Annotated in this window: 5 protein-coding genes; 3 read left to right on the top strand and 2 right to left on the bottom strand. The window is 75.5% G+C overall.

The window, feature by feature from the left end:
• The first annotated feature begins 89 nt into the window (after nt 1-89).
• Nucleotides 90-1,139: a zinc-dependent alcohol dehydrogenase family protein gene (locus ACZ6PY_RS25655; RefSeq protein WP_466076101.1), complete on the top strand. Its 1,050-nt coding sequence runs from the start codon at nt 90-92 to the stop codon at nt 1,137-1,139.
• A gap of 53 nt (nt 1,140-1,192) precedes the next feature.
• Here the strand turns inward: ACZ6PY_RS25655 and ACZ6PY_RS25650 are convergent, their stop codons facing one another.
• On the bottom strand, nt 1,193-4,432 hold the full coding sequence (locus ACZ6PY_RS25650) for a phage tail protein (RefSeq protein ID WP_466076098.1): 3,240 nt from the start codon (nt 4,430-4,432) through the stop codon (nt 1,193-1,195).
• 250 nt (nt 4,433-4,682) lie between these two features.
• A complete protein-coding gene (locus tag ACZ6PY_RS25645; RefSeq protein WP_466076095.1) occupies nt 4,683-5,585 on the bottom strand; it encodes an NAD-dependent epimerase/dehydratase family protein in 903 nt (300 codons plus the stop codon).
• Between the two features lie 507 nt (nt 5,586-6,092).
• On the opposite strand from ACZ6PY_RS25645, the gene ACZ6PY_RS25640 reads away from it, so the two are divergent.
• The gene (locus ACZ6PY_RS25640; RefSeq protein WP_466076092.1) at nt 6,093-17,975 is read left to right on the top strand and encodes an amino acid adenylation domain-containing protein; all 11,883 of its coding nucleotides are present in this window, start codon (nt 6,093-6,095) and stop codon (nt 17,973-17,975) included.
• Complete coding sequence (locus tag ACZ6PY_RS25635) at nt 17,972-21,151, top strand: amino acid adenylation domain-containing protein (protein ID WP_466076089.1); 3,180 nt, start codon at nt 17,972-17,974, stop codon at nt 21,149-21,151. Before ACZ6PY_RS25640 ends, ACZ6PY_RS25635 begins: the two co-directional genes overlap by 4 nt.
• Nucleotides 21,152-21,153 lie beyond the last annotated feature (2 nt).

The raw sequence follows: 21,153 nt of genomic DNA, 5'->3' as shown, positions 1-21,153 counted from the left end.
TACGCGCCGGCTCGCCCACCAGGGCAGGATCTGGGCGCGGCGGGCCGGCGGGGCTCCGGACGCGACCTCGCGCGTGTGAGGATGCGGGCATGCGTGCCGTGATCTTCGACGAGTTCGGTGCCCGGCCCGAGGTCCGCGATGTCCCGGATCCGGTGGCGCCGGCCGACGGCGCGGTCGTCCGGGTCGAGGCGACCGGGTTGTGCCGCAGCGACTGGCACGGCTGGCAGGGGCACGACCCGGACATCCGCCCGCCGCACGTGCCCGGGCACGAGTTCGCCGGTGTGGTCGCGGCGGTCGGCGCGGGCGTCCGCGGCTGGCGGCCCGGCGACCGGGTCACCGCGCCCTTCGTCTGCGCCTGCGGGCGGTGCCCCATGTGCCTGGCCGGCGACCAGCAGGTCTGCGAGCGGCAGACGCAGCCCGGCTTCACCCACTGGGGCTCGTTCGCCGAGTACGTGGTGGTGCGCCACGCCGACGTCAACCTGGTCCGGCTCCCCGACGGCCTGGACCACCCGACCGCCGCGGCGCTCGGCTGCCGCTTCGCCACGGCGTTCCGGGCGGTGGTCGGCCAGGGACGGGTGGCCGCGGGCGAGTGGGTGGCCGTGCACGGCTGCGGCGGGGTGGGCCTGTCGGCGGTGATGATCGCGGTGGCCTGCGGCGCGCGGGTGGTGGCGGTCGACATCGCCCCCGGCGCGCTGGACCTCGCCCGGCGCTGCGGGGCGGCGGTCTGCCTCGACGGCCGCGGGTTCGACGGTCCGGGCGCGGTGGCCGCGGCGGTCCGGGAGGCGACGGGCGGCGGGGCCCACCTGTCCCTCGACGCGCTGGGCAGTCACGCCACCTGCGTGGCGTCCGTGGAGAGCCTGCGCCGGCGCGGCCGGCACGTGCAGGTCGGCCTGCTCCCCGCCGCCCGGGGCCGCCCGGCGCTGCCGATGGAGCTGGTGATCGCGTACGAGTTGGAGCTGCGGGGCAGCCACGGCATGGCGGCGCACGCCTACCCGGAGCTGCTCCGGCTGGTCACCGCCGGGGTGCTGCGCCCCGGCGAGCTGATCACCCGGACCATCGGCCTCGACGCGGTGCCCGACGCGCTGACCACGATGGACGGGCCCGCCACCGGCGGGATGTGCCTCGTCGTGCCCCGCTGAACGCGCCGCGGACCGGCCCGCCCCCGGAGGGCCGGACCGGTCCGCGGCCGGGTTCAGCTGACGGTCACCGAGACGGTCCGCGGCGGCTGCTGGAGCTGCCCGTAGGTGTCGACGCCCCGGATCGAGACCGTGTAGGTGCCCGCCGGGATCGCCGGCGAGGTGTACGCGAAGTTCGACCCCGGGGAGCCCGGGCTGGTGAGGAAGGACGCGATCCACGGGAAGTTGCCCGGGGTCCCCGGCGTGTTGAACGTGCCGGCCGCGTTCATCCCCTGACCCGCGCTGTTGGAGATCTGGATCTCCACGCGGAGCATCCCGATGTCGTCGACGGCGCGGCCGGTGACCACGATCCGGCCGCCGGTGTAGACCTCGCCCTCCACCGGGGTGATGCTCGGCTCCAGCCGCGGGTCGAGGTCACCCGGGTAGACCAGGTACCGGGCGGTGGCGCCGGAGGTCGAGCCGTCCTGCTGGCCCGCCGTGTCGACGGCCCACGCCTCGACGCTGTACTCGCCCTTTGTCGGCAGGTCGATCGACAGGGTGAACGCGGTGCTCGTCGCGCCCGGCGCGGCCAGCGTGGCGTTCACGGTGGCGAAGGCGGCGGCCATGGTGCCGTTCGGCTGCACGTACCGGCCGGTGTCCAGGTCGCGCAGGGCCACGCGGACGCTCTGCACGCCCTTGTCGTCAGTCGCCGTGCCGGCCAGGTTGAGGTGCAGCTGGTCGACGTTCTGGTCGACACCGGTGAAGCTCAGCCGGCCGTCCGGGAACGCGTCGCCGGGCACCTGCGCGGTGACGCTGAGCCGGCCCATGCTCGTGCCGGACGTGGTCAGGCCCAGGCTGTCGGTGGCCCGTACCCGGAAGTCGTAGACGCCCGGGGTGAGCGGCACGGTCGTGTACGACCAGGCGTACGACGCGGCGTTGAGGTTGGTCGGGGAGATCCGGTAGTAGGCCGCCACCGAGTCGGCGCCCCACGTGCCGTCGGCGGCCAGCGCCTCCCGCGTGGTGTTGTTGCGCAGGTAGATCTCGACCGACCGGACGGCGTCGTCGTCCTGCGCGGTGCCGGCGAAGGTGACGGTGCCGCCCGGCCCGACGGTGACCGGCGCGGCCGCGGTCGGCGGGGTCATCGCTACGGGCGCGGTGATGGCGACGGTCGGCGGGACACCTGTCGACGAGACGGTCCAGTCCCGGGTGTCGCCGCGCAGGTCGCTCTGGCCGGTCGTGTCGATGGCGGTGGCGGTCATCTTCCACTGGCCCTCGATCGGCAGGGCCACCTCGAACTGCCAGGTGGTCGACAGCGCGCCGATCACGTCCGGCTCGCCGCGGAAGGTGTTGTAGACCGCGGCCACCGTCCCGTCGTCCTGCAGGTAGCGGTTGTCGGGGGTGCGGAACGAGTAGGTCAGCGCGCTGACGCCCTTGTCGTCGGTGGCCGAGCCGGTGGCGACGAACGTCTTCGTGGCGAGCAGGCCACCGGGCGGCGAGTCGATCCGCGTCGACGGCGGCAGGTCGTCGAACCGGAACGTCTCGATCTTCTTGACCGCCTTAGTGGCGTCGCTGGTGTTGTTGCGGCCGAACGTCTTCGCCTGGATCTGGTAGACGCCGGAGGGCAGGGACACCGGGAGCGTCCACGTGGTCGAGGTGGCGTTCAGCGTGGCGACCGTGGCGTTGATGCTGTTGGAGGCGCCCCACGTCGTCAGGTCGTCCTGGAGGTACTGGCTGGTGTTCCGGTTCTGGATCTCGACCTGGACCCGGGTGACGCCGGCCGGGGCGAGCGCCTGGCCGCCGAGTGTGAACGACTCGTTGGCCGGCTTCACCGCGCCCTCGATGGGGGTGACGATGGTGGTGTCGACCGCCGCCGGCGCCGGCACCGTGTTCAGGTCGAAGAAGCCGACCCGGCCGACGGTCTTGCCGCCCTTGACGTTGCCGTCGCCGCCGACGATCAGGCCGCGCGCGGTGGCCAGCATGGCCTTCTCGCCCTCGTAGGAGTTGGAGCCGGGGTTCCACTCCAGCGCCGTGCCGGTCGTCGGGTCGAGCGCGCCGAGGTGGTCGCGGCGGACCACCTGGTCGCCGAGGCCGTAACCGCTCAGGCCCTGGCCGGTGCCGTACCCGACGTTGTCCAGACCCGGCCACGGCACGTTCGAGGTCGGCGACTCCTGCCAGCTGAAGTGGCCGCCCACGTAGACGGCGGTGGCGGTGATGGCGACCGAGTAGACGCTGTCGAAGTGCCGCGACACCCAGAGCGGCTGGACGTTGTCGGCCCCGGTGAGCGGGTACGCGATGGCGGTGTCGTTGATCGGCGGGCGGTCGCCGCCCGAGCCGCTGGTGACGACGAAGTAGGAGTCGTCCGGCGCGATGTCACCGGCGAACACCCGCTGGATGCCGCCGACGAAGGAGAGGTTGTCCTCCCAGAGCCGGGTGCGCCACGGCAGCAGGGCCTTGGTGGCCGTGTTGACCAGCGCGACGCCGTAGCGGTCCTGGCCGGCGATCTGCCGGCCGGTGTGGACGACGAGCAGCTTGCTGCGGTCGTGGGTCAGCTTGAGCTGCTGCACGGTGAGCATGCCGCCGACCCCGATGCCGCCGGTGACCGGCAGGTTGAAGCCGGTGTCCACGGCGCCCGTGGTCGGGTTGAGCGCGACGAGGCCGCTGCGGCTCACCCCGTTGACCGTGTTGAACTGGCCGCCCACGTAGACCGCGGTGCTGCTCACCGCCACCGCCGTGGCGCGGGCGTTCGCGGTCGCGGTGAACGCCGCGACCGGCGCGCCGGTGGTCGGGTTGAGCTTCACGATCTTCCGCTTCGTGACGCCGCCGACGGTGTTGAAGGATCCCGCGACGTAGAGCGCCGACCCGTCCGGCGAGGCCTCGACGGCCTCGACGGACCCGTCGAACGTCGGCTTGAAACCGGTGTCGACCTTGCCGGTGTCCAGGTTGTACGAGGCCAGCGACTTCTGCGCGATGGCCGTCCCGCCGACGTTGGCGATCGACGTGAAGGTGCCGGCGACGAAGACCCGGTTGCCGATCACCTCCAGGTCCTTGATCTCGCCGTTGGTGATCCGCGGGGTGTCGGTGCGCGGCGCCGTCGGCACCAGCCGGGTGTCCCCCGGTACCACCTGTGCGGCGGTGGCGACCGTGCGCGCCGCGCCGAGCGCGGCGCCGCCGGTCGTCGCCGCCGCGCCGGACTGCGCGGTGGTTCCGGCGCCCGTGGCGGTGAGCGTGGTCGCCACGGTGCCCGCGACCGCCGGTACGCCCATCACCACGACGGCCCCGGCGACCAGACCCGCGACGGTGCGACTCCAGACCTGCATCCAGTCAACTCCCTGTGAACGCCCGAGACGGCACCACCGGGTCGGTCCCCGGCAACGTCCACCCGCCCGCGTGCCGGACGTCACCGTAGAAGGCAAGGTCCTCTCGCGGTACCGTGCCGCACCCGGATTCCACCGCACGGCCTCAATTCCGGCCACACCGGCGGGCCGCCCCACCTTCCGATACCGACCCGCTCCCCCGATCGGATGGCGGTGCCCTGCTCACCGGAGCCCTCGCCGCCTGATCGGCGGATCATCCGGCGGGATCGACGTGGTCGCGCCAGGAGTGCCGCGGCTCGTAGCCCAGCACCCGGCGGGCCTTGTCGATGCTCAGCAGCGTCTGGTGTTCGCCGAGTTCCCCGCGGATCTCGACGTCCGGGTAGACCTCGGCCATCAGGGCGGCACTGGACCTGGTCATCACGGTGTCGGCGTTGGCGATGATGAAGACGTCGGCGCCGGGGCGGTCGTGGGCGAGCGCCCGCTCGACCGCCCGGGCACCGTCACGGGCGTCGATGTAGCCCCAGAGGTTCCAGCGGCGCGACCGCGGGTCGGCCTGGAAGGCGGGGAATCCCGCGTAGTCCTCGACGTCCATCACGTTGGAGAAGCGCAGGCCGACCATGACCAGCTCGGGGTCCCAGCGGCAGAAGTGCCGCGCCATCTCCTCCTCGAGGGCCTTGTTCAGCGAGTAGGTCGACTCGGGGCGCGGCGGGTACTCCTCGTCCACCGGCGCGTACGGCGGCGGGGTGTCGAACGGCAGGCCCAGCACGGTCTCGCTCGACGCCCACACGACCCGCTTGATCCCGGCCGCCCGGGCGGCGGCGAAGACGTTGTACGTCGCGGCCGAGTTGTTCGCGAAGGTCACCGCGTTGGGCAGCAGCCCGGGCGCCGGGACCGCCGCCAGGTGCACCACCGCCCCCACACCGCCGGCGTGCTCGTCGGCGCCGCCGGTGAACGCCTCCAGCACCTGCCCGTAGTCGGTGAGGTCGGCCAGGAGGAACTCGCCGTCGACGTCACGCGGGTCGCGCCCGCCGGCACGGTCGACCGCGAGCACGTCGACGCCCGCCGCGCGCAGGTGCGCGACCACGGCGCGACCGAGCTTTCCGGCCGCGCCGGTGACGACGACACGCCGGGGAACCACTGCTTCGAGACCACTCATGGTCACATCCTCCCCCGCGCCGAGGACCGGCCCCGCGGTGCGACCACGCCACCGCGCCTCCGGGCCCGGCCCCCACTGCCGCGATTCATCACCGAACTGCCGGAAATGCTCATTGCGAGCCCGCCCGTGAAATCGCTCCCAGCCCCTGTCCACCACAACCGGCGCCTACCTCAAGTCGACATAGGAGAGGCACAGCCGCATAGAGAGGATATGGCCGTGTGCATCCGACCAAAATGCGCCGACAGGACACCCTCGGCCGGAGTCGGATTGTCAACAGTGGCGCCCGGATGCCGCGGCGGGGCCGGCGGCACCGCCCTCCGAGCCAGCCCGGGAAGGTCAAATCCCCTGGTACGGGGCGGTGCGGCGGCGTCGCGGAGGCGGCCTCCGCCGGCCCGTGCAGTCGCCTAGGTTACCGCCGCCGAAAAAATAGACGAACGTGCGAGGCCTTCGGCCGAACGCATCGACGCCCGTCCGATCCGGGGATCCCGCCGAAGATCACGGCTACCGATGATGTGGACAGGAAATTCCTATCGAGGGATCTGCACCTGTCTTATGAAAACACTGATCACAAGGGTCGAGGCCGGCAATTTTCTGGCCGATGCGACCTCTGCTCCGGCCTCCGCCGCACAACGCCAGATGTGGCAGCTGAGCCGCCTCGACCCGGGGACGACCACCTACCTCGTGCCGCTGGCGTACCGGCTGCACGGCCCGCTGGACGTGCCGGCCCTGTCGGCCACACTCGACGACCTGGTCGCCCGGCACGCCGCCCTGCGCACCACCCTCGCCCCGGCCGCGGACGGTGCGCCCGGCGACGACGACGCGGCGCTGCGCCTGGTCCAGGTGGTCCACGAGGCGCGTCCCGGCCTCCTGCGGGTGCACGACCTGAGCGGGCTGCCCACCTGGCAGCGTGACCAGGAGCTGCGGGCCCGGACGCACGCCGAGGCGCACACGCCGATGGACCTGGAACGCGGACCCGTGGTGCGCGCCCTCCTGCTGCGCTGCGCCCCGCAGGAGCACGTCCTGCTGCTGACGTTCCACCACGTCGCGGTCGACGAGTGGTCGCTCGGCATCCTCCACGACGAGTGGGAGCGGCTCTACGCCGCGCACCGCGCGGGGCGGCCGGCGCGCCTCGACCCGGTCGACGCCGACTGCCGCGACCACGCCGCCCGGCAACGGGCCTGGCTGGACGGCCCGGAGGCGGCCGCCCAGCTCGACCACTGGCGCGAGCACCTCACGGGCGCGCCGGCCGTGCTGGAGCTGCCCACCCGCGGGCCGCGCCCCGCCGTGCCGTCCAGCGCGGGCGCCACCCTGTCCGTGCCGCTGGACCTCCCCGGCGAGACGCTCGCGGCGCTCTGCCGGCGGATGGGGGTCTCCCCGTACATGGTCATGCTGGCCGCGCTGCACGTGCTGCTGGCCCGCTGGACGGGGCAGCGCGACATCGTGGTGGGCACGCCCGTGGCGAACCGGCGGCGGCCCGACACGCAACGGCTCGTCGGCCTCCTGCTCAACACCGTGGCCGTCCGGGCCCGGCTGGACGACAACCCGTCGTTCGAGACGCTGCTCGGGCGCGTGCGCACCGCCGCCCTGGACGGCCTGAGCCGGGAGGAACTGCCCTTCGGGACCGTGCTGGAGGCACTGCGCCCGCCCCGCCGGCCCGGCTTCACCCCGCTGTTCCAGGTGATGTTCGTCTACGGCCGCGAGGCCACGCCCCCACGCCTGGACGACCTCGAGGTCACCCCGGTCGAGGTGCCGATCGACACCGCCAAGTTCGACCTCACCGTCTCGGTCCGGGAGAACGCCGACGGCCTGCGCACGGCGCTGGAGTACCGCACCGAGCTGTTCGACCGGGACACCATGGCCCGCCTGGCCGGGCACTTCCAGACGCTGCTGCGCGCGCTGCTGGCCGACCCGGGCGCGCCGGTCGGCGCGGCCACCATGCTCACCGCCGACGAGCACCGGCAGCTCGTCGGCGAGTGGAACCGCACCGCCACCCCCGCCGAGCCCGACGAGCTGGTCCACCTGCTGATCGAGCGGCAGGCGCGGAAGACGCCGACCGCCGCGGCGGTGACCGACGGCGACGCCGCGCTGAGCTACCAGGAGCTGCACGCCCGGGCCGAGGCGCTGGCCGAGACCTTGCGCGGGCGGGGCGTCGGCATCGGCAGCCTGGTGGGAGTGCTGCTGCCCCGCGCCGTCCCGTTCGCGGTGGCGGTCCTCGCCGTGCTGCGGACCGGCGCGGCCTACGTACCCATGGATCCGGCCAACCCGCCGGCCCGGCTGCGGCACCTCATCGCGGACGCCGCCGCCCCGGTCGTGCTCACCTGCGCCGAGCTGGCGCACCTGGTGCCCGACGGCACGGCGCTGCCGGTGCCCGGTCCCGACACGCCGGTCCCGGCCGCCGAACCGGCTCGGGGTGCCGGCCCGCGGCGCCGTCCCCGCCGCCCGCGGCAGCCGTCGGCGGACGACCTGGCGTACGTCATCCACACCTCCGGCTCCACCGGCCGCCCCAAGGGCGTCATGGTCACCCACCGCGGCGTCTGCAACTACGTGCGCTGGGCGGCCCAGGCCTACCGGCTGCGGCCCGGCGACGTCGTCCCGCTGCACTCGTCGATCGGGTTCGACCTGACCGTGACGAGCCTGCTGGTGCCGCTGGTCAGCGGGGCCACCGTGCGGATGATCGGCGAGCACCTCGGCCCCGAGGCGCTGGGCGAGGCGCTGCGCGAGCAGCGGACGCCGTTCGGGCTCGTCAAGATCACTCCGGCGCAGCTCGACCTGGTCCGCCACCAGCTCCGCCCCGCCGAGATGGCCGGCCGCACCCGGTGCTTCGTGATCGGCGGCGAGAACCTGCGCGCCGACCAGGTGGCGCCGTGGCGCGCCCACGCACCCGGCACCGCGCTGGTCAACGAGTACGGGCCGACGGAGACCGTGGTCGGCTGCGCCGCGTACGAGGTCGACCCGGCCTCACCGGACGGCGGTTCCGTCCCCATCGGCCGGCCGATCGCCAACACCCGGCTGTACGTGCTCGACGGGTGGCAGAACCCGGTCCCGGCGGGCGCGGTCGGCGAGCTGCACGTCGGCGGGACCGGCGTGGCGCGCGGTTACCTCAACCAGCCGGGGTTGACGGCCGAGCGGTTCGTCCCGGACCCGTTCTCGGCCGTCCCCGGCGCGCGGCTCTACCGCACCGGCGACCTCGTCCGCCTGCGTCCCGACGGGCACCTCGAATACCTCGGCCGCACCGACCGCCAGGTCAAGCTGCGCGGCTACCGGATCGAGTGCGGCGAGGTCGAGGCGGCGATCCGGCGCTGCCGGCCGGACCTCGACGTGACGGCGCAGCTGCGCCGGGACGACCCCGACGACCCGCGGCTCGTCGCGTACCTCGCGGGCGCGGCGGAGGCCGACGTCGCGGACCTCCGGGCGGCGCTCGCCGCCGACCTGCCGTCCTACCTGGTGCCCTCCGCGTTCGTCCGGCTCGACGCGTTGCCGCTGACCGGCAACGGCAAGGTGGACGTGGACGCGCTGCCCGCGCCCGGGCGCGCGCCGGACGTGCCCCGGCCGCGGCCCGCGCCCGAGCCCGTGGCTGCGGAGCCGCCGGCGCCGGCCTCCGCGCCCGGTCCGGTCCGGTGGGACGCGACCCGGGTACGCCTGGAGCGGCTGGTCGTGGACGTGTGGCGCGACGTCCTCGGCGTCGACCGGGTCGGGCCACGGGACAACTTCTTCGACCTCGGCGGCCACTCGATGCGGCTGCTGGCCGTCCTCGAACGGCTGCGCGACCGGCTCGGCGACGTCGTCACGGTCACCGACCTGTTCCGGCACCCCACAGTCGACGCGCTGGCCACGTTCCTGGCCACCGCCACCGCCGGGGCGGCCGCGCCGGCCGTCGCGCCGGCCCGGACGGCCCGGCCCCGTGCCGGCGCGACCGGGGACACCGGGCAGCCGACCGGCCTGGTCGCGGTCGTCGGCATGGCCTGCCGCTTCCCCGGCGCCCGGACCGTGGACGAGTACTGGCACAACATCCGCACCGGGGTGGAGTCGGTCCGGGAGTTCACCGTCGAGGAGATGCTCGCCGACGGGGCCGACCCCGCCCGGCTGGACGACCCGGCGTACGTGCGGGCCGGGACCTGGCTGCCCGGGATCGACGAGTTCGACGCGACCTTCTTCGGGATCACGCCCCGGGAGGCGCAGACCCTGGACCCGCAGCACCGGCTGCTGCTCGAGTGCGCCTGGCACGCGCTGGAGCACGCCGGTCACGACCCCTCCGGCCACCCGGGCCGGATCGGCCTCTTCGCCGGGTCGGGCCGCAGCAGCTACCTGCTCGACCACCTGAGCAGCCACCCCGAGCTGGCCGGGGCCATCGGCGAGCACCAGCTCTCCATCGGCAACGACAAGGACTTCCTGCTCAGTCGGGTCGCCTACAAGCTCGACCTCACCGGCCCGGCCGTCACGGTCGCCACGGCCTGCTCGACCTCGCTGGTGGCCGTGCACCTCGGCCGGCAGAGCCTGCTGACCGGCGAGTCCGACCTGGTCCTGGCCGGCGGTGTCAGCATCTTCCCGGCGCAGCGCCGGGGCTACCTCTACCACGACGGCGGGATCTACTCCCCCGACGGGCACTGCCGCCCGTTCAGCGCCGACGCGCGCGGCAGCATCGAGTCCAGCGGGGTCGGCGTCGTCGTGCTGAAGCGGCTGGAGGACGCGGTCGCCGACGGCGACACGGTCTACGCGGTGATCCGCGGTTCCGCGATCAACAACGACGGGGCGCGCCGCACCGGCTACACCGCGCCGGGCGTGGCGGGTCAGGTGGAGGTGGTCAGCAGCGCGCTGGCCACGGCCGGCGTGGACCCCCGCTCGGTCAGCTACGTCGAGGCGCACGGGACGGGCACCAGCCTCGGCGACCCCATCGAGGTGGCCGCGCTCACCGAGGCGTTCCGCCGCGGCACCGACGACCGTGGGTTCTGCGCCCTCGGCTCGGTCAAGGCCAACATCGGGCACACCGACGCAGCCGCCGGGGTGGCCGGTCTCATCAAGACGGTCATGGCCCTGTGGAGCCGTACGCTGCCGCCGGCGATCAACGTGAGCGAGCCCAACCCGGCGATCGACTTCGCGGGCAGCCCGTTCTACCTCACCGACAGCGCCCGCCCCTGGGTCGCCGACGGCCCGCGCCGGGCCGGGGTCAGCTCGTTCGGCATGGGCGGCACCAACGCGCACGTGGTGCTGGAGGAGCCACCGGCCACACCGGTGCGGGCGACCACCGCGCCGACCGCGGGGCCGCATTTGCTGGTCGTGTCGGCGCGTACCGGCGAGGCGCTGGACCGGCAGGCCCGCCAGCTCCGCGACTGGCTCGCCGGGCGTCCCGACGTGGACCTCGCCGACGTCGCGGCCGGTCTGGGCCGGCGCCAGTCGATGACCCACCGACGGTTCCTCGTCGCGGCGGACCGGGCCGACGCGCTGGCCGCCCTCGACGCGCCGGAGCGCCAGTTCAGCGGCGTCCATCCCGGCGGCCGGCGCCCGCTGGTGTTCGCCTTCCCCGGGCACGGCGCGCAGCACGTGGCGATGGGCGCGGGCCTCCACCGCGCCGAGCCGACCTACCGGGCCGTGGTGGACGAGTGCGCCGAGCTGGTCCGCGACGACCTGGGGCTGGACCTGCGTACGCTGCTCTGCCCGGCGCCGGACGGCCACGCGGAGGCCGAGCGGCTGCTCGCCCGGCCCCGGCTCGTCCAGCCCGCGCTCTTCGTGAGCGAGTACGCGCTCGCCCGGTCGCTGCTCGCCCGGGGTGTGACCCCGGACCTCATGGTGGGGCACAGCCTCGGCGAATACGTCGCCGCCTGCCTGGCCGGCGTCCTCTCGCTGCCCGACGCGCTGCGCCTGGTCTGCGCCCGCGGCGCGCTGGTCGAGCGGACCCCGGCCGGGGCGATGCTCGCCGTGAGCCTGCCCGAGGCCGCGGTGGCCGAGCTGCTGGACGACCGGGTGTCGCTGGCCGCCGTCAACGCCCCGGAGCTGTGCGTGCTCTCCGGCGATCCCGAGGCCGTCGGGGCGCTGCGGGAGCGGCTGACCGGCGACGGGGTCGACTGCCGGCCGCTGCGGGTCGCCCGCGGCTACCACTCCGCCCTGCTCGACCCGGTGCTGGACGAGTTCGCCGAGCACGTCGCCCGGGTCACCCTCCACGAGCCCGAGCGCCCCTACCTGAGCAACCTGACCGGCGGCCCGGTCAGCCCGGGGCAGGTCACCGACCCGGCGTACTGGGTGCGGCACATGCGCGAGCCGGTGCGGTTCGCCGAGTCGGCCGCGCTCCTCGCCGAGCAGGACGTGGTCCTCGCGGAGCTGGGCCCCGGGCACGCCCTCGGCGGCCTGGCCCGGCTGGCCGGCCTGCGACCGGGCCAGGCCGTGGCGGCGATGCGGCATCCGCGCTCCGACGCCGACGACCTCAGCACGCTGCTCGACGCCGTGGGCCGGCTGTGGCTGGCCGGCGCGCCGGTCGACTGGGCCCGGTTCCACGGGGGCGGGCGCCGCCGGCTGGCCCTGCCCGGCTACCCGTTCGAGCGGCAGCGGTACTGGGTGGACGCCGCCCCGCGCACCGGCGCGGCGACCCTCTCCCCGGCCGCCGCACCGGAGGCGCCGGCCGCGCCCGAGCCCGTCGACGCCGGGAACCGGCCGGCCCTGAGCACCACCTACGCGGCACCGGGCACGCCGACGCAGGAGCGCGTGGCGGAGATCTGGTCCGAGCTGCTCGGCATCCGGCCGATCGGGGCGCACGACAACTTCTTCGAGCTGGGCGGGCACTCGCTGCTCGCCACCCAGGTCGTGGTGCGGCTGCGGGCCCGGCTCGGCGTGGCGCTGCCGCTGGAGACGGTCTTCGCGCAGCCGACCGTCGCCGGGATCGCGGCGGCGCTGCCGGCGACCGTCGACGCGCCGGCCGCGCCGGCCGCGGTCGAGCCGGCCCCCGCCGCGCCGGCCGAGCCGACCATCCCCCGCGCCGACCCCGGCGCCGGCCCGGCGCCGCTCTCCTCCGGGCAGCACCGGCTCTGGTTCCTCGACCAGGCGTACGCGCAGAACGCGTACACCGTCAGCACGGCGCTGCTGCTCGACGGCGAGCTCGACCTGGACGCGCTGCGCGGGGCGCTGGCCGGCCTGGTCCGGCGACACGAGTCGCTGCGTACCGTCTTCCCGCTCGGCCCCGACGGCGACCCGGTCCAGGAGGTACGGCCGGCCGGGCCGGTCGACCTGCCGGTGGTGACCGCGCCCGACGACGCGGACGACGTGGCGCCCCGCAGCATCGTGGAGTCGGCCGTCGCCGACGCGGTGCCCGGGTGGGTGCACGCGGCCCTCGCCGCCGACGTCCGGCGCCCGTTCGACCTGGCCGGCGGGCCACTGTTCCGGGCCGTGCTGCTGCGGGTCGCCGCCGACCGGCACGTGCTCTCGCTGACCATGCACCACAACGTCTCCGACGGCTGGTCGCTCGGCATCATCGCCGGTGAACTCGCCACGCGCTACGACGCCGCCCGCGCGGGCCGTCCCGCGCCGCTGCCCGACCTGGCCGTTCAGTACGGCGACTACGCGCGCTGGCAGCGCGGCCGGCTGGCCGACCCCGACAGCGAGGACCTGCGCTGGTGGCGCCGGCAGCTCGACGGGGCGGCGACCGTGCTGGAGGTGCCCACCGACCGGCCCCGGCCGCCGGTGCAGACCTTCGACGGCGCGGTGAGCACCCGGGTCCTGCCGCCGGAGGCCGCCGACGAGCTGCGCCGGTTCAGCCAGGCCCGGGGCGCCACCCTGGCCATGACCGTGCTGGCCGCGCTGAAGGCCCTGCTCTGGCGCTACACCGGCCAGCGGGACATCTGCGTCGGCACGCCGGTCGCCGGCCGGGTCCGCGCCGAGCTCGAACCGATGGTCGGCTTCTTCGTCAACATGCTGCCGCTGCGCACCGTGCTCGACGGCGACTGGACCTTCGCGGACCTGCTCGGCGCGGTGCGGCGCACGGCCCTGGGCGCGTACGACCACCAGGAGGTGCCGTTCGAGCGGCTCGTCGACCTCGTCGACGCGCCCCGCGACCTCAGCCGGAACCCGCTGTTCCAGGTGATGTTCAACCTGCTCAACGTGCCCGAACAGCGGGACCTGGGCACGGCCGGCCTGCGGATGGTGCCGTTCGCCGTCGAGCCGGGCATCGCCCAGCAGGACCTGGCGCTGTACGCGTACGAGGTGGACGAGGGGCTGCGGTTCCGGCTGGAGTACAACACCGCGCTGTACGACGTCGAGACCGCCGAGCGGATGATGGGGCACCTGGAGACGCTGCTCGCCGCGGCCGTCGCCGACCCCGGTGTCCGGCTGGCGGACCTGGCCGTGCTCACCCCCGCCGAGCGGGACCGGGTCGCCGCGTGGAACGACACCGCCACCGAGCCGGGCTGGGCGGTGCCGGGCCGGCCGACCCTGGTCGACCTGATCGCCCACCAGGTCGCGACGCGGCCCGACCGGCCCGCCGTGACCTTCGGGTCCACCACGCTCCGCTACGCCGAGCTGAACGCCCGGGCCAACCGGCTCGCGCACCGGCTCCGCCGGGCCGGCGTCGGCCCGGACGTGACGGTCGCCGTCTGCCTGCACCGCTCGGTCGAACTGCCGGTCACCCTGCTCGGCGTGCTCAAGGCCGGCGGCGCGTACGTCCCGGTGGACCCGGACTACCCGGTCGAGCGGCAGCGGTACGTGCTGACCCACAGCGACGCCCGGGTGCTGGTCACCGAGGCGGGCCTGGCCGACCGGTTCGCCGGCTTCGCGGGCGAGGTGGTGTGCGGCGGCGCGGCGCTGGACGCCGAGCCGGACACCGACCCCGAGTCGTCGGCCGGTCCGGACGACCTCGCGTACGTCATCTACACGTCCGGCTCGACGGGCCGCCCCAAGGGTGTCCGGGTGAGCCACGCCGCCGTGGTGAACACCCTGGCCACCATGCGCGACCGGCCGGGCCTGACCGCCGACGGCACCATGCTCGCGATGGCGAGCTTCGCCTTCGACATGTCGGTGCCGGAGCTGTTCCTGCCCCTGGTGGTCGGGGCCCGGATGCTGCTGGTGGGCCGCGACGTCGCCTACGACGCGCCGCGGCTGGCCGAGCTGCTGCGGGCGGAGCGGGTCACCCTGGCCCAGGGCACGCCGGCGACCTGGCGGCTGCTCGTCGAGGCCGGCTGGACGGGCACCCCCGGCCTGACCGCCGTGTGCGGCGGCGAGGCGGTGTCCGCGCCGCTGGCCCGGCAGCTCGCCGAGCGGGTGGACGCGCTGTGGAACCTCTACGGCCCGACCGAGGCCGCCGTCTGGTGCGCCATGGACCGGATCGAGCCGGGCTTCACGCACCTCACCGTCGGCCGGCCGATCGGCAACATGCGCGTCCACGTGCTCGACGCGCGGCTCTCCCCCACCCCGGTCGGCGTGCTCGGTGAGCTGTACCTCGGCGGCGCCGGGCTGGCCCGCGACTACCACGGCGACCCGGCGCTGACCGCGCAGCGGTTCGTGCCGGACCCGGGCGGCGGCGGCCGGCTCTACCGCACCGGCGACCTGGGCCGCCGCCTGGCCGACGGCCGCATCGAGTTCGCCGGACGCAGCGACTCGCAGGTCAAGGTGCGCGGATTCCGCATCGAGCTGGGCGAGATCGAGGCGGTGCTGCGCCGCCACGAGTCGGTCCGCGACACCGCCGTGGTGGTCCGCGAGGACGGCGCCGAGAAGGCGATCGTGGCGTACCTGACGCTGGCCGGGCCCGGTGCGGACGCCGACCCGGACCAGGCGGAGATCACCGCCGACTTCGACGTCGACCCGGCACCGTGGCGGACCTTCACCCGCACCTACCTGCCGGACTACATGGTGCCGTCGGCGTTCGTGGTGCTCGACCGGCTGCCGCTCAACGCCAACCGCAAGGTCGACCGGGCCGCGCTGCCCGCACCCCGCCGCGGCGGCGGCACCGTCGGCGCCACCCCGCCGGACACCCCGCTGCGGAAGGCGCTGGCGCAGCGGTGGGCGGCGGTGCTCGGGTACGACAGCGTCGGCATCGACGACGACTTCTTCGACCTCGGCGGCGACTCCTTCAAGGCCATCAAGGCCCTGGCCGGCAGCGACCCGGCGATCAGCGTCCTCGACCTGTTCCGCCACCCCACGATCCGCGGCCTGACCGAGCACCTGGCGGCGACCGGAGGCTCCGTCGGGCGCCTGCTGCACGAGCTGACCCCGGCGCGGCCGGGCACGCCGACGACGCTGACGCTGGTCTGCGTACCGTTCGGCGGCGGCAGCGCCATCACCTTCCAGCCCCTCGCCGACGCGCTCCCGCCGGGCGTCGCGCTGTACGCGCTGGAACGCCCCGGCCACGACGTGAACCGCCCGGACGAGCCCCTGCTCGACCTGGACGACCTGGTGGACGGCTGCGTGGCCGAGGTGGTCGAGGGGATCACCGGCCCGGTGGCCGTGTACGGGCACTGCGTGGGCGGCGCCGAGGCGGTCGAGCTGGCCCGTCGGCTGGAGGCGGCCGGCGTCGAGGTGACCGGCGTGGTCATCGGCGCCCACTTCCCCGCCCCTCGGCTGCCCGGCCGGCTGTTCGGCTGGCTGCGGCGGTGGTTCCCGGTGGAGCGCTGGACGTCGAAGCGGCGCACGCTGGAGTCGCTGCGCGCCATGGGCTTCTTCACCGAGGTCTTCGACGAGAACGAGAAGGACTTCGTGATGCGCGTGGTCCTGGCCGACTCGGCGCGGGGTGAGGACTACTACACCGACGTCTACGCCGAGGGCCTGCCCCGGAAGCTGTCCGCGCCGCTGGTCAGCGTCGTGGGCAGCGGTGACCGTGCCACGGAGTTGTACCAGGAGCGGTACCTGGAGTGGGAGTTCTTCGCCGACCGGGTGTCGCTGGAGGTCATCGAGGGCGCCGGGCACTACTTCGCCAAGCACCAGCCCGCCGAACTGGCGGGCATCATCCTGGCGCACTGCGCCGCGCCTACCGCGCCTGCCGCGCCTGCCGCCGAGCCGGCGGCCGAGCGCGCGCCCGCGCCCGCGCCGGCCCGCGAGGAGCCGGCGGCCCCGCGCCGCGCGATGCCCAGCCTGGCGGTGTTCTACCTGATCGCGATCGGCCAGCTCGTCTCGCTCATCGGCAGCGGGCTGACCGGCTTCGGCATGAGCCTCTGGGTCTACCAGCGGACCGGGTCGGTGTCGCTGTTCGCCACGGCCACCGTGCTGGCGCTGCTGCCCGCCGTGGTCCTCTCGCCCGTCGCCGGCGCGCTCGCCGACCGGTGGGACCGAAGACGGATCATGATCCTCGCGGACTGCCTGGCCGCCACCGGCACGGTGAGTCTCGCGCTGCTGCTCTGGCTGGGGCAGCTCCAGCTCTGGCACGTGTTCACGGCGATCACCGTCACGGCGGTGGCCACCGCCTTCCAGCAACCCGCCTACCTGGCGGCCGTCACGCAACTGGTGCCCAAGCGGTACTACGGGCGGGCCAACGGCATCGTCTCCCTCGCCACGGCGACCAGCACGGTGCTCGCGCCGCTGGTCGGTGGCGCGCTGGTGATCGCGGTCGGGCTGCGCGGGATCGTCGTCATCGACCTGCTCACCTTCGCCGTCGCGGTGCTCGTCACCCTGTCGGTCCGCTTCCCCGACACGCTGTTCGTCAAGCGGGAGGAGCCGTTCCGGCGGGAGGTCCTGGGCGGCTGGCGGTTCATCGTCCGCCGGCACGGCCTGGTCGCCCTGGTCGTGCTGGTCGCGTCGCTGAACTACTTCTTCGCCATGGTCGAGGTCCTGGTCACCCCGCTGACCCTGTCCTTCGGCGACCCGGCGGTCCTCGGCCGGGTGCTCGCCGCCAGCGGCGTCGGCATGCTGGTCGGCTCGGTGCTCATGGGCGTCTGGGGCGGCACGGCCCGGCGGACCACCGGCATCCTGGCCAGCGTCGTGCTGCTGGGCGCCTCGCTGCTCACGGTCGGCCTGCGCCCCAGCCCGCTGTTCCCGGCCGTCGGCCTGTTCGGCATGGGCCTGGCCACGGCGCTCGTGAACACGCACTGGCTGGCCATCGTGCAGGCCAAGGTGGGGCTCGAACTCCAGGGCCGGGTGCTGTCCATGGGGCAGATGCTGTCCTGGCTGATGGTGCCGGCCGGCTTCCTGAGCGCCGGCCCGCTCGCCGAGCACGTCTTCGCCCCGCTGGTCACCCCCGGCGGACTGCTGGCCGGCGTCGTGGGCACCGGACCGGGGCGGGGCATGGCCCTCGCGGCGATCGTGGCCGGGCTCTGCGCCCTCGGCCTGGCCGCCGCCGGCATCGCGTACCGGCCGATCCGCGACGTGGAGGACGAACTGCCCGACAACGACCCCGGCACGGTCATCCTCGCCGACAAGGACCGGCTCCAGGAGGAGGCCGACCGGCGGCTCGCGCTGCTCCGGAGCCGGGGGTCCCGCCGGTGAGCGTCCCCACCCGACCCGGCCCGACCCGCCGGAACGCCGGCCGGCGCGCGACCGGCGGCCCGACCGCCGTCGACTGTCTGCACCGGATGGTGGCCGCGCAGGCCGCCCGCACCCCGGACGCCGAGGCGGTCCGGCACGGCGACCACGCGCTGTCCTACCGGGAGCTGGACGAGGCGGCGAACCGGCTGGCCCGGGTGCTGCTGCGGCGCGGGGTGACCCGGGAGGACCGGGTGGGCGTCTGCCTGCCGCGCACCCCCGAGCTGGTGGTCGCCCTGCTCGCCGTGCTCAAGGCCGGCGCCGCCTACGTGCCGCTGGACCCGGCGTACCCGCCGGCCCGGGTGGCGTTCATGGCCGCCGACTCCGGGGTGCGGCTGGTGCTGACCCGCGCCGACCTCGCCGGCCGGTTCCCCGGCACGGCGGTCCCGGTCGACCGGCTCGACCCGGTGGAGGACGGCACCGACCCGGCGGTGCCGGCCACGCCGGCGGACCTGGCCTACGTCATCTACACCTCCGGCTCGACCGGGCGCCCCAAGGGCGTGGCCATCGAGCACCGCTCCGCGTCGGTGCTCATGCACTGGGTCCGGCAGACCTTCGACGACGCGGAACTGGGCGGGCTGCTCGCCGCCACCTCGGTCTGCTTCGACCTGTCCGTCTTCGAGATCTTCGGCCCGCTCTGCTGGGGCGGCCGGGTGCTGCTGGTCGACGACGTGCTGGCGCTCGCCGCCCCCGGCGCGGACCGGCTGCCGGTGACCCTGGTCAACACGGTGCCCTCCGCGATGGGGGAACTGCTCACCGCGTCGGCCCTGCCGGCGAGCGTGCGCACCGTCTGCCTGGCCGGCGAGCCGCTGACCGCCGCGCTGGCCGCCCGGGTCTGGGCCCGCCCGCACGTCCGCCGGCTCTGCAACCTCTACGGCCCGTCGGAGGACACCACCTACTCGACCTGGGCGGAGGTGCCACCGGACAGCGGGGACCCGCCGATCGGCCGGCCGCTGCCGCAGACCCGCGCGTACGTCCTCGGCCCGGACGGTCGGCCGGTCCCGCCGGGCGAGCCGGGCGAGCTGCACCTGGCCGGGGCGGGCCTGGCCCGGGGTTATCTCGACCGGCCCGAGGAGACCTCCGCCCGGTTCCGGCCCGACCCGTTCCGGCCCGGCGAACGGATGTACCGCACCGGCGACCGGGTCCGCCTGCGGCCGGACGGGCAGCTCGCGTACCTGGGCCGGCTCGACGACCAGGTGAAGCTGCGGGGCTACCGGATCGAACTCGGCGAGGTGGCGGCCCGCCTCGCCGCCCTGCCCGGCGTACGGGAGGCGACCGCCGCGGTGCGCCCCGGACCGAGCGGGGACCCGCTGCTGGTCGGCTACCTGGTGGGCGAGCGGCGCGACGACGTCCGGGCCCGGCTCGCCGAGGCGCTGCCCGCCCCGCTGGTCCCCGCGACCGTGGTGTGGCTCGACCGGCTGCCCACCCTGCCCAACGGCAAGGTGGACCGCGGGGCCCTCCCTGCGCCCGTCCTGGGCGACGGCACCGGAGCGCACGCCACGCTCGACGGCACGGCCGGGACGGTCGCCGCGGTCTGGCGGGAACTGCTCGGGGTGCCGGTGACCGGCGCCGGCGCCGACTTCCTCGCCCTCGGCGGCGACTCCCTGCTCGCGGTCCGCTGCGCGACCCGGCTGGCCGCCGCCACCGGCCGGCCGGTCCGGCCGGCCGACCTCTTCGCCCACCCGACCGTCGCCGCGCTGGCCGCCCACCTCGACGGGCTCCCCGCCGACCCGGATCCGGTCGCCGGGCCGCCCGGTGCGGCGCCGGCCGGTCCCGCCCCGCTCTCCGCCGCGCAGGCCCGGCTCTGGTTCCTGCACCGGCTCGACCCGGCCGACACCTCGTACCTGCTGGCCTTCGCGGTCCGGTTCGGTACGCCGCTGGACCCGGACCGGCTGGCCCGGGCGGTGCGCCGGGTGGTGGACCGGCACCCGGCCCTGCGCACGGTCTTCCCGTCCGGCCCGGACGGGCCGGTGCAGCACGCCGGCCCCGCCGCCGACGGCACGCTGGTCGTCGCGCCGGCCGATCCGGGCACACCGCTCGACGCCGGGCTGCGCCGGCTGGCCGCCGAGGCCACCCGGGCGCCCATGGACCTGGCCGCCGGCCCGCTGCTCCGCACCCACCTCGTGCCCGACGGCACCGGCCGCGCGCTGGCGCTGCTGCTGGTCGTGCACCACATCGTCTGCGACGACTGGTCGTTCGGCGTGCTGGTGCGCGACCTGGCGCGGGCGTACGACACCGAGGGCGACCCGGCGGCGGCGCCCGCACCGCCGGCGGCCGGCCCGGCGACGTTCGCCCTGGCCCAGCGGGACTGGCTGGCCGGGCCGGCGGGGCGGCGGGCCGTCACCGAGGTGCTGGACGAGTTGCGGGATGCCCCGGACCTGCTCGACCTGCCCGCCGCCCCACCCCGGCGCGGCTGGACCGCTCCGGCCCGGCCGGGCCCGCCGCCCGCCGCGCGGCCCGGTGACGGCCGGCCCTGCGGCGCGGCGCTGCGGACCACCGTGGACGACGCCACCGCCGCCGCGGCGCGCGAGCTGGCCCGGGCCGGGCGGGCCAGCCTGCACATGGTCGGGCTGGCCGCGTTCGCCACCCTGCTCGGCGCCGCCACCGGCCGGCGTGACCTGCTCGTCGGCGTCGCCTTCGCCGGCCGGACCAGCGTGGCCGCCGAGCAGAGCGTCGGCTGCCACGTCAACACGCTGCCGCTGCGGCTGCGGCCGGCGCCGGACCGCGGCTTCGCCGACCTGCTCGCCGAGGCCCGCCGGGTCACCCTGTTCGCCGCCGCCCACCAGGACGTCCCCTTCGACCTGCTGGTGGAGCGGCTGCGGCCCACCCGGCGGCCGCGGCGCAACCCGCTGGTCCAGGTCGCCTTCGGGGTGCAGAACGCCCCGCCGGCCCGGCACCGCGGCGCGGCCGGCGTCGAGTTCACCGGCGTGGAACTCACCCCGGACACCGCCCGGCTCGACCTGACGCTCTGGCTCGACGAGCGGCGGGACGGGCTGGCGGCCCTGTGGACCTACCGCACCGACCTGTTCGACCACGACGGCGTGGCCGCGTGGCACCGCCGGTTCGGCGCGGTGCTGCGTACCGCCGCCGCCGACCCCCGGCGCAGTCTCGCCGACTGCGTCGACACCGCTGGAGAGTGAGA

Source organism: Micromonospora sp. NPDC048907 (assembly GCF_055586885.1).
The sequence above is the reverse complement of the archived record's forward strand: the minus strand, read 5'-3'. Positions and strand labels throughout refer to the sequence as shown.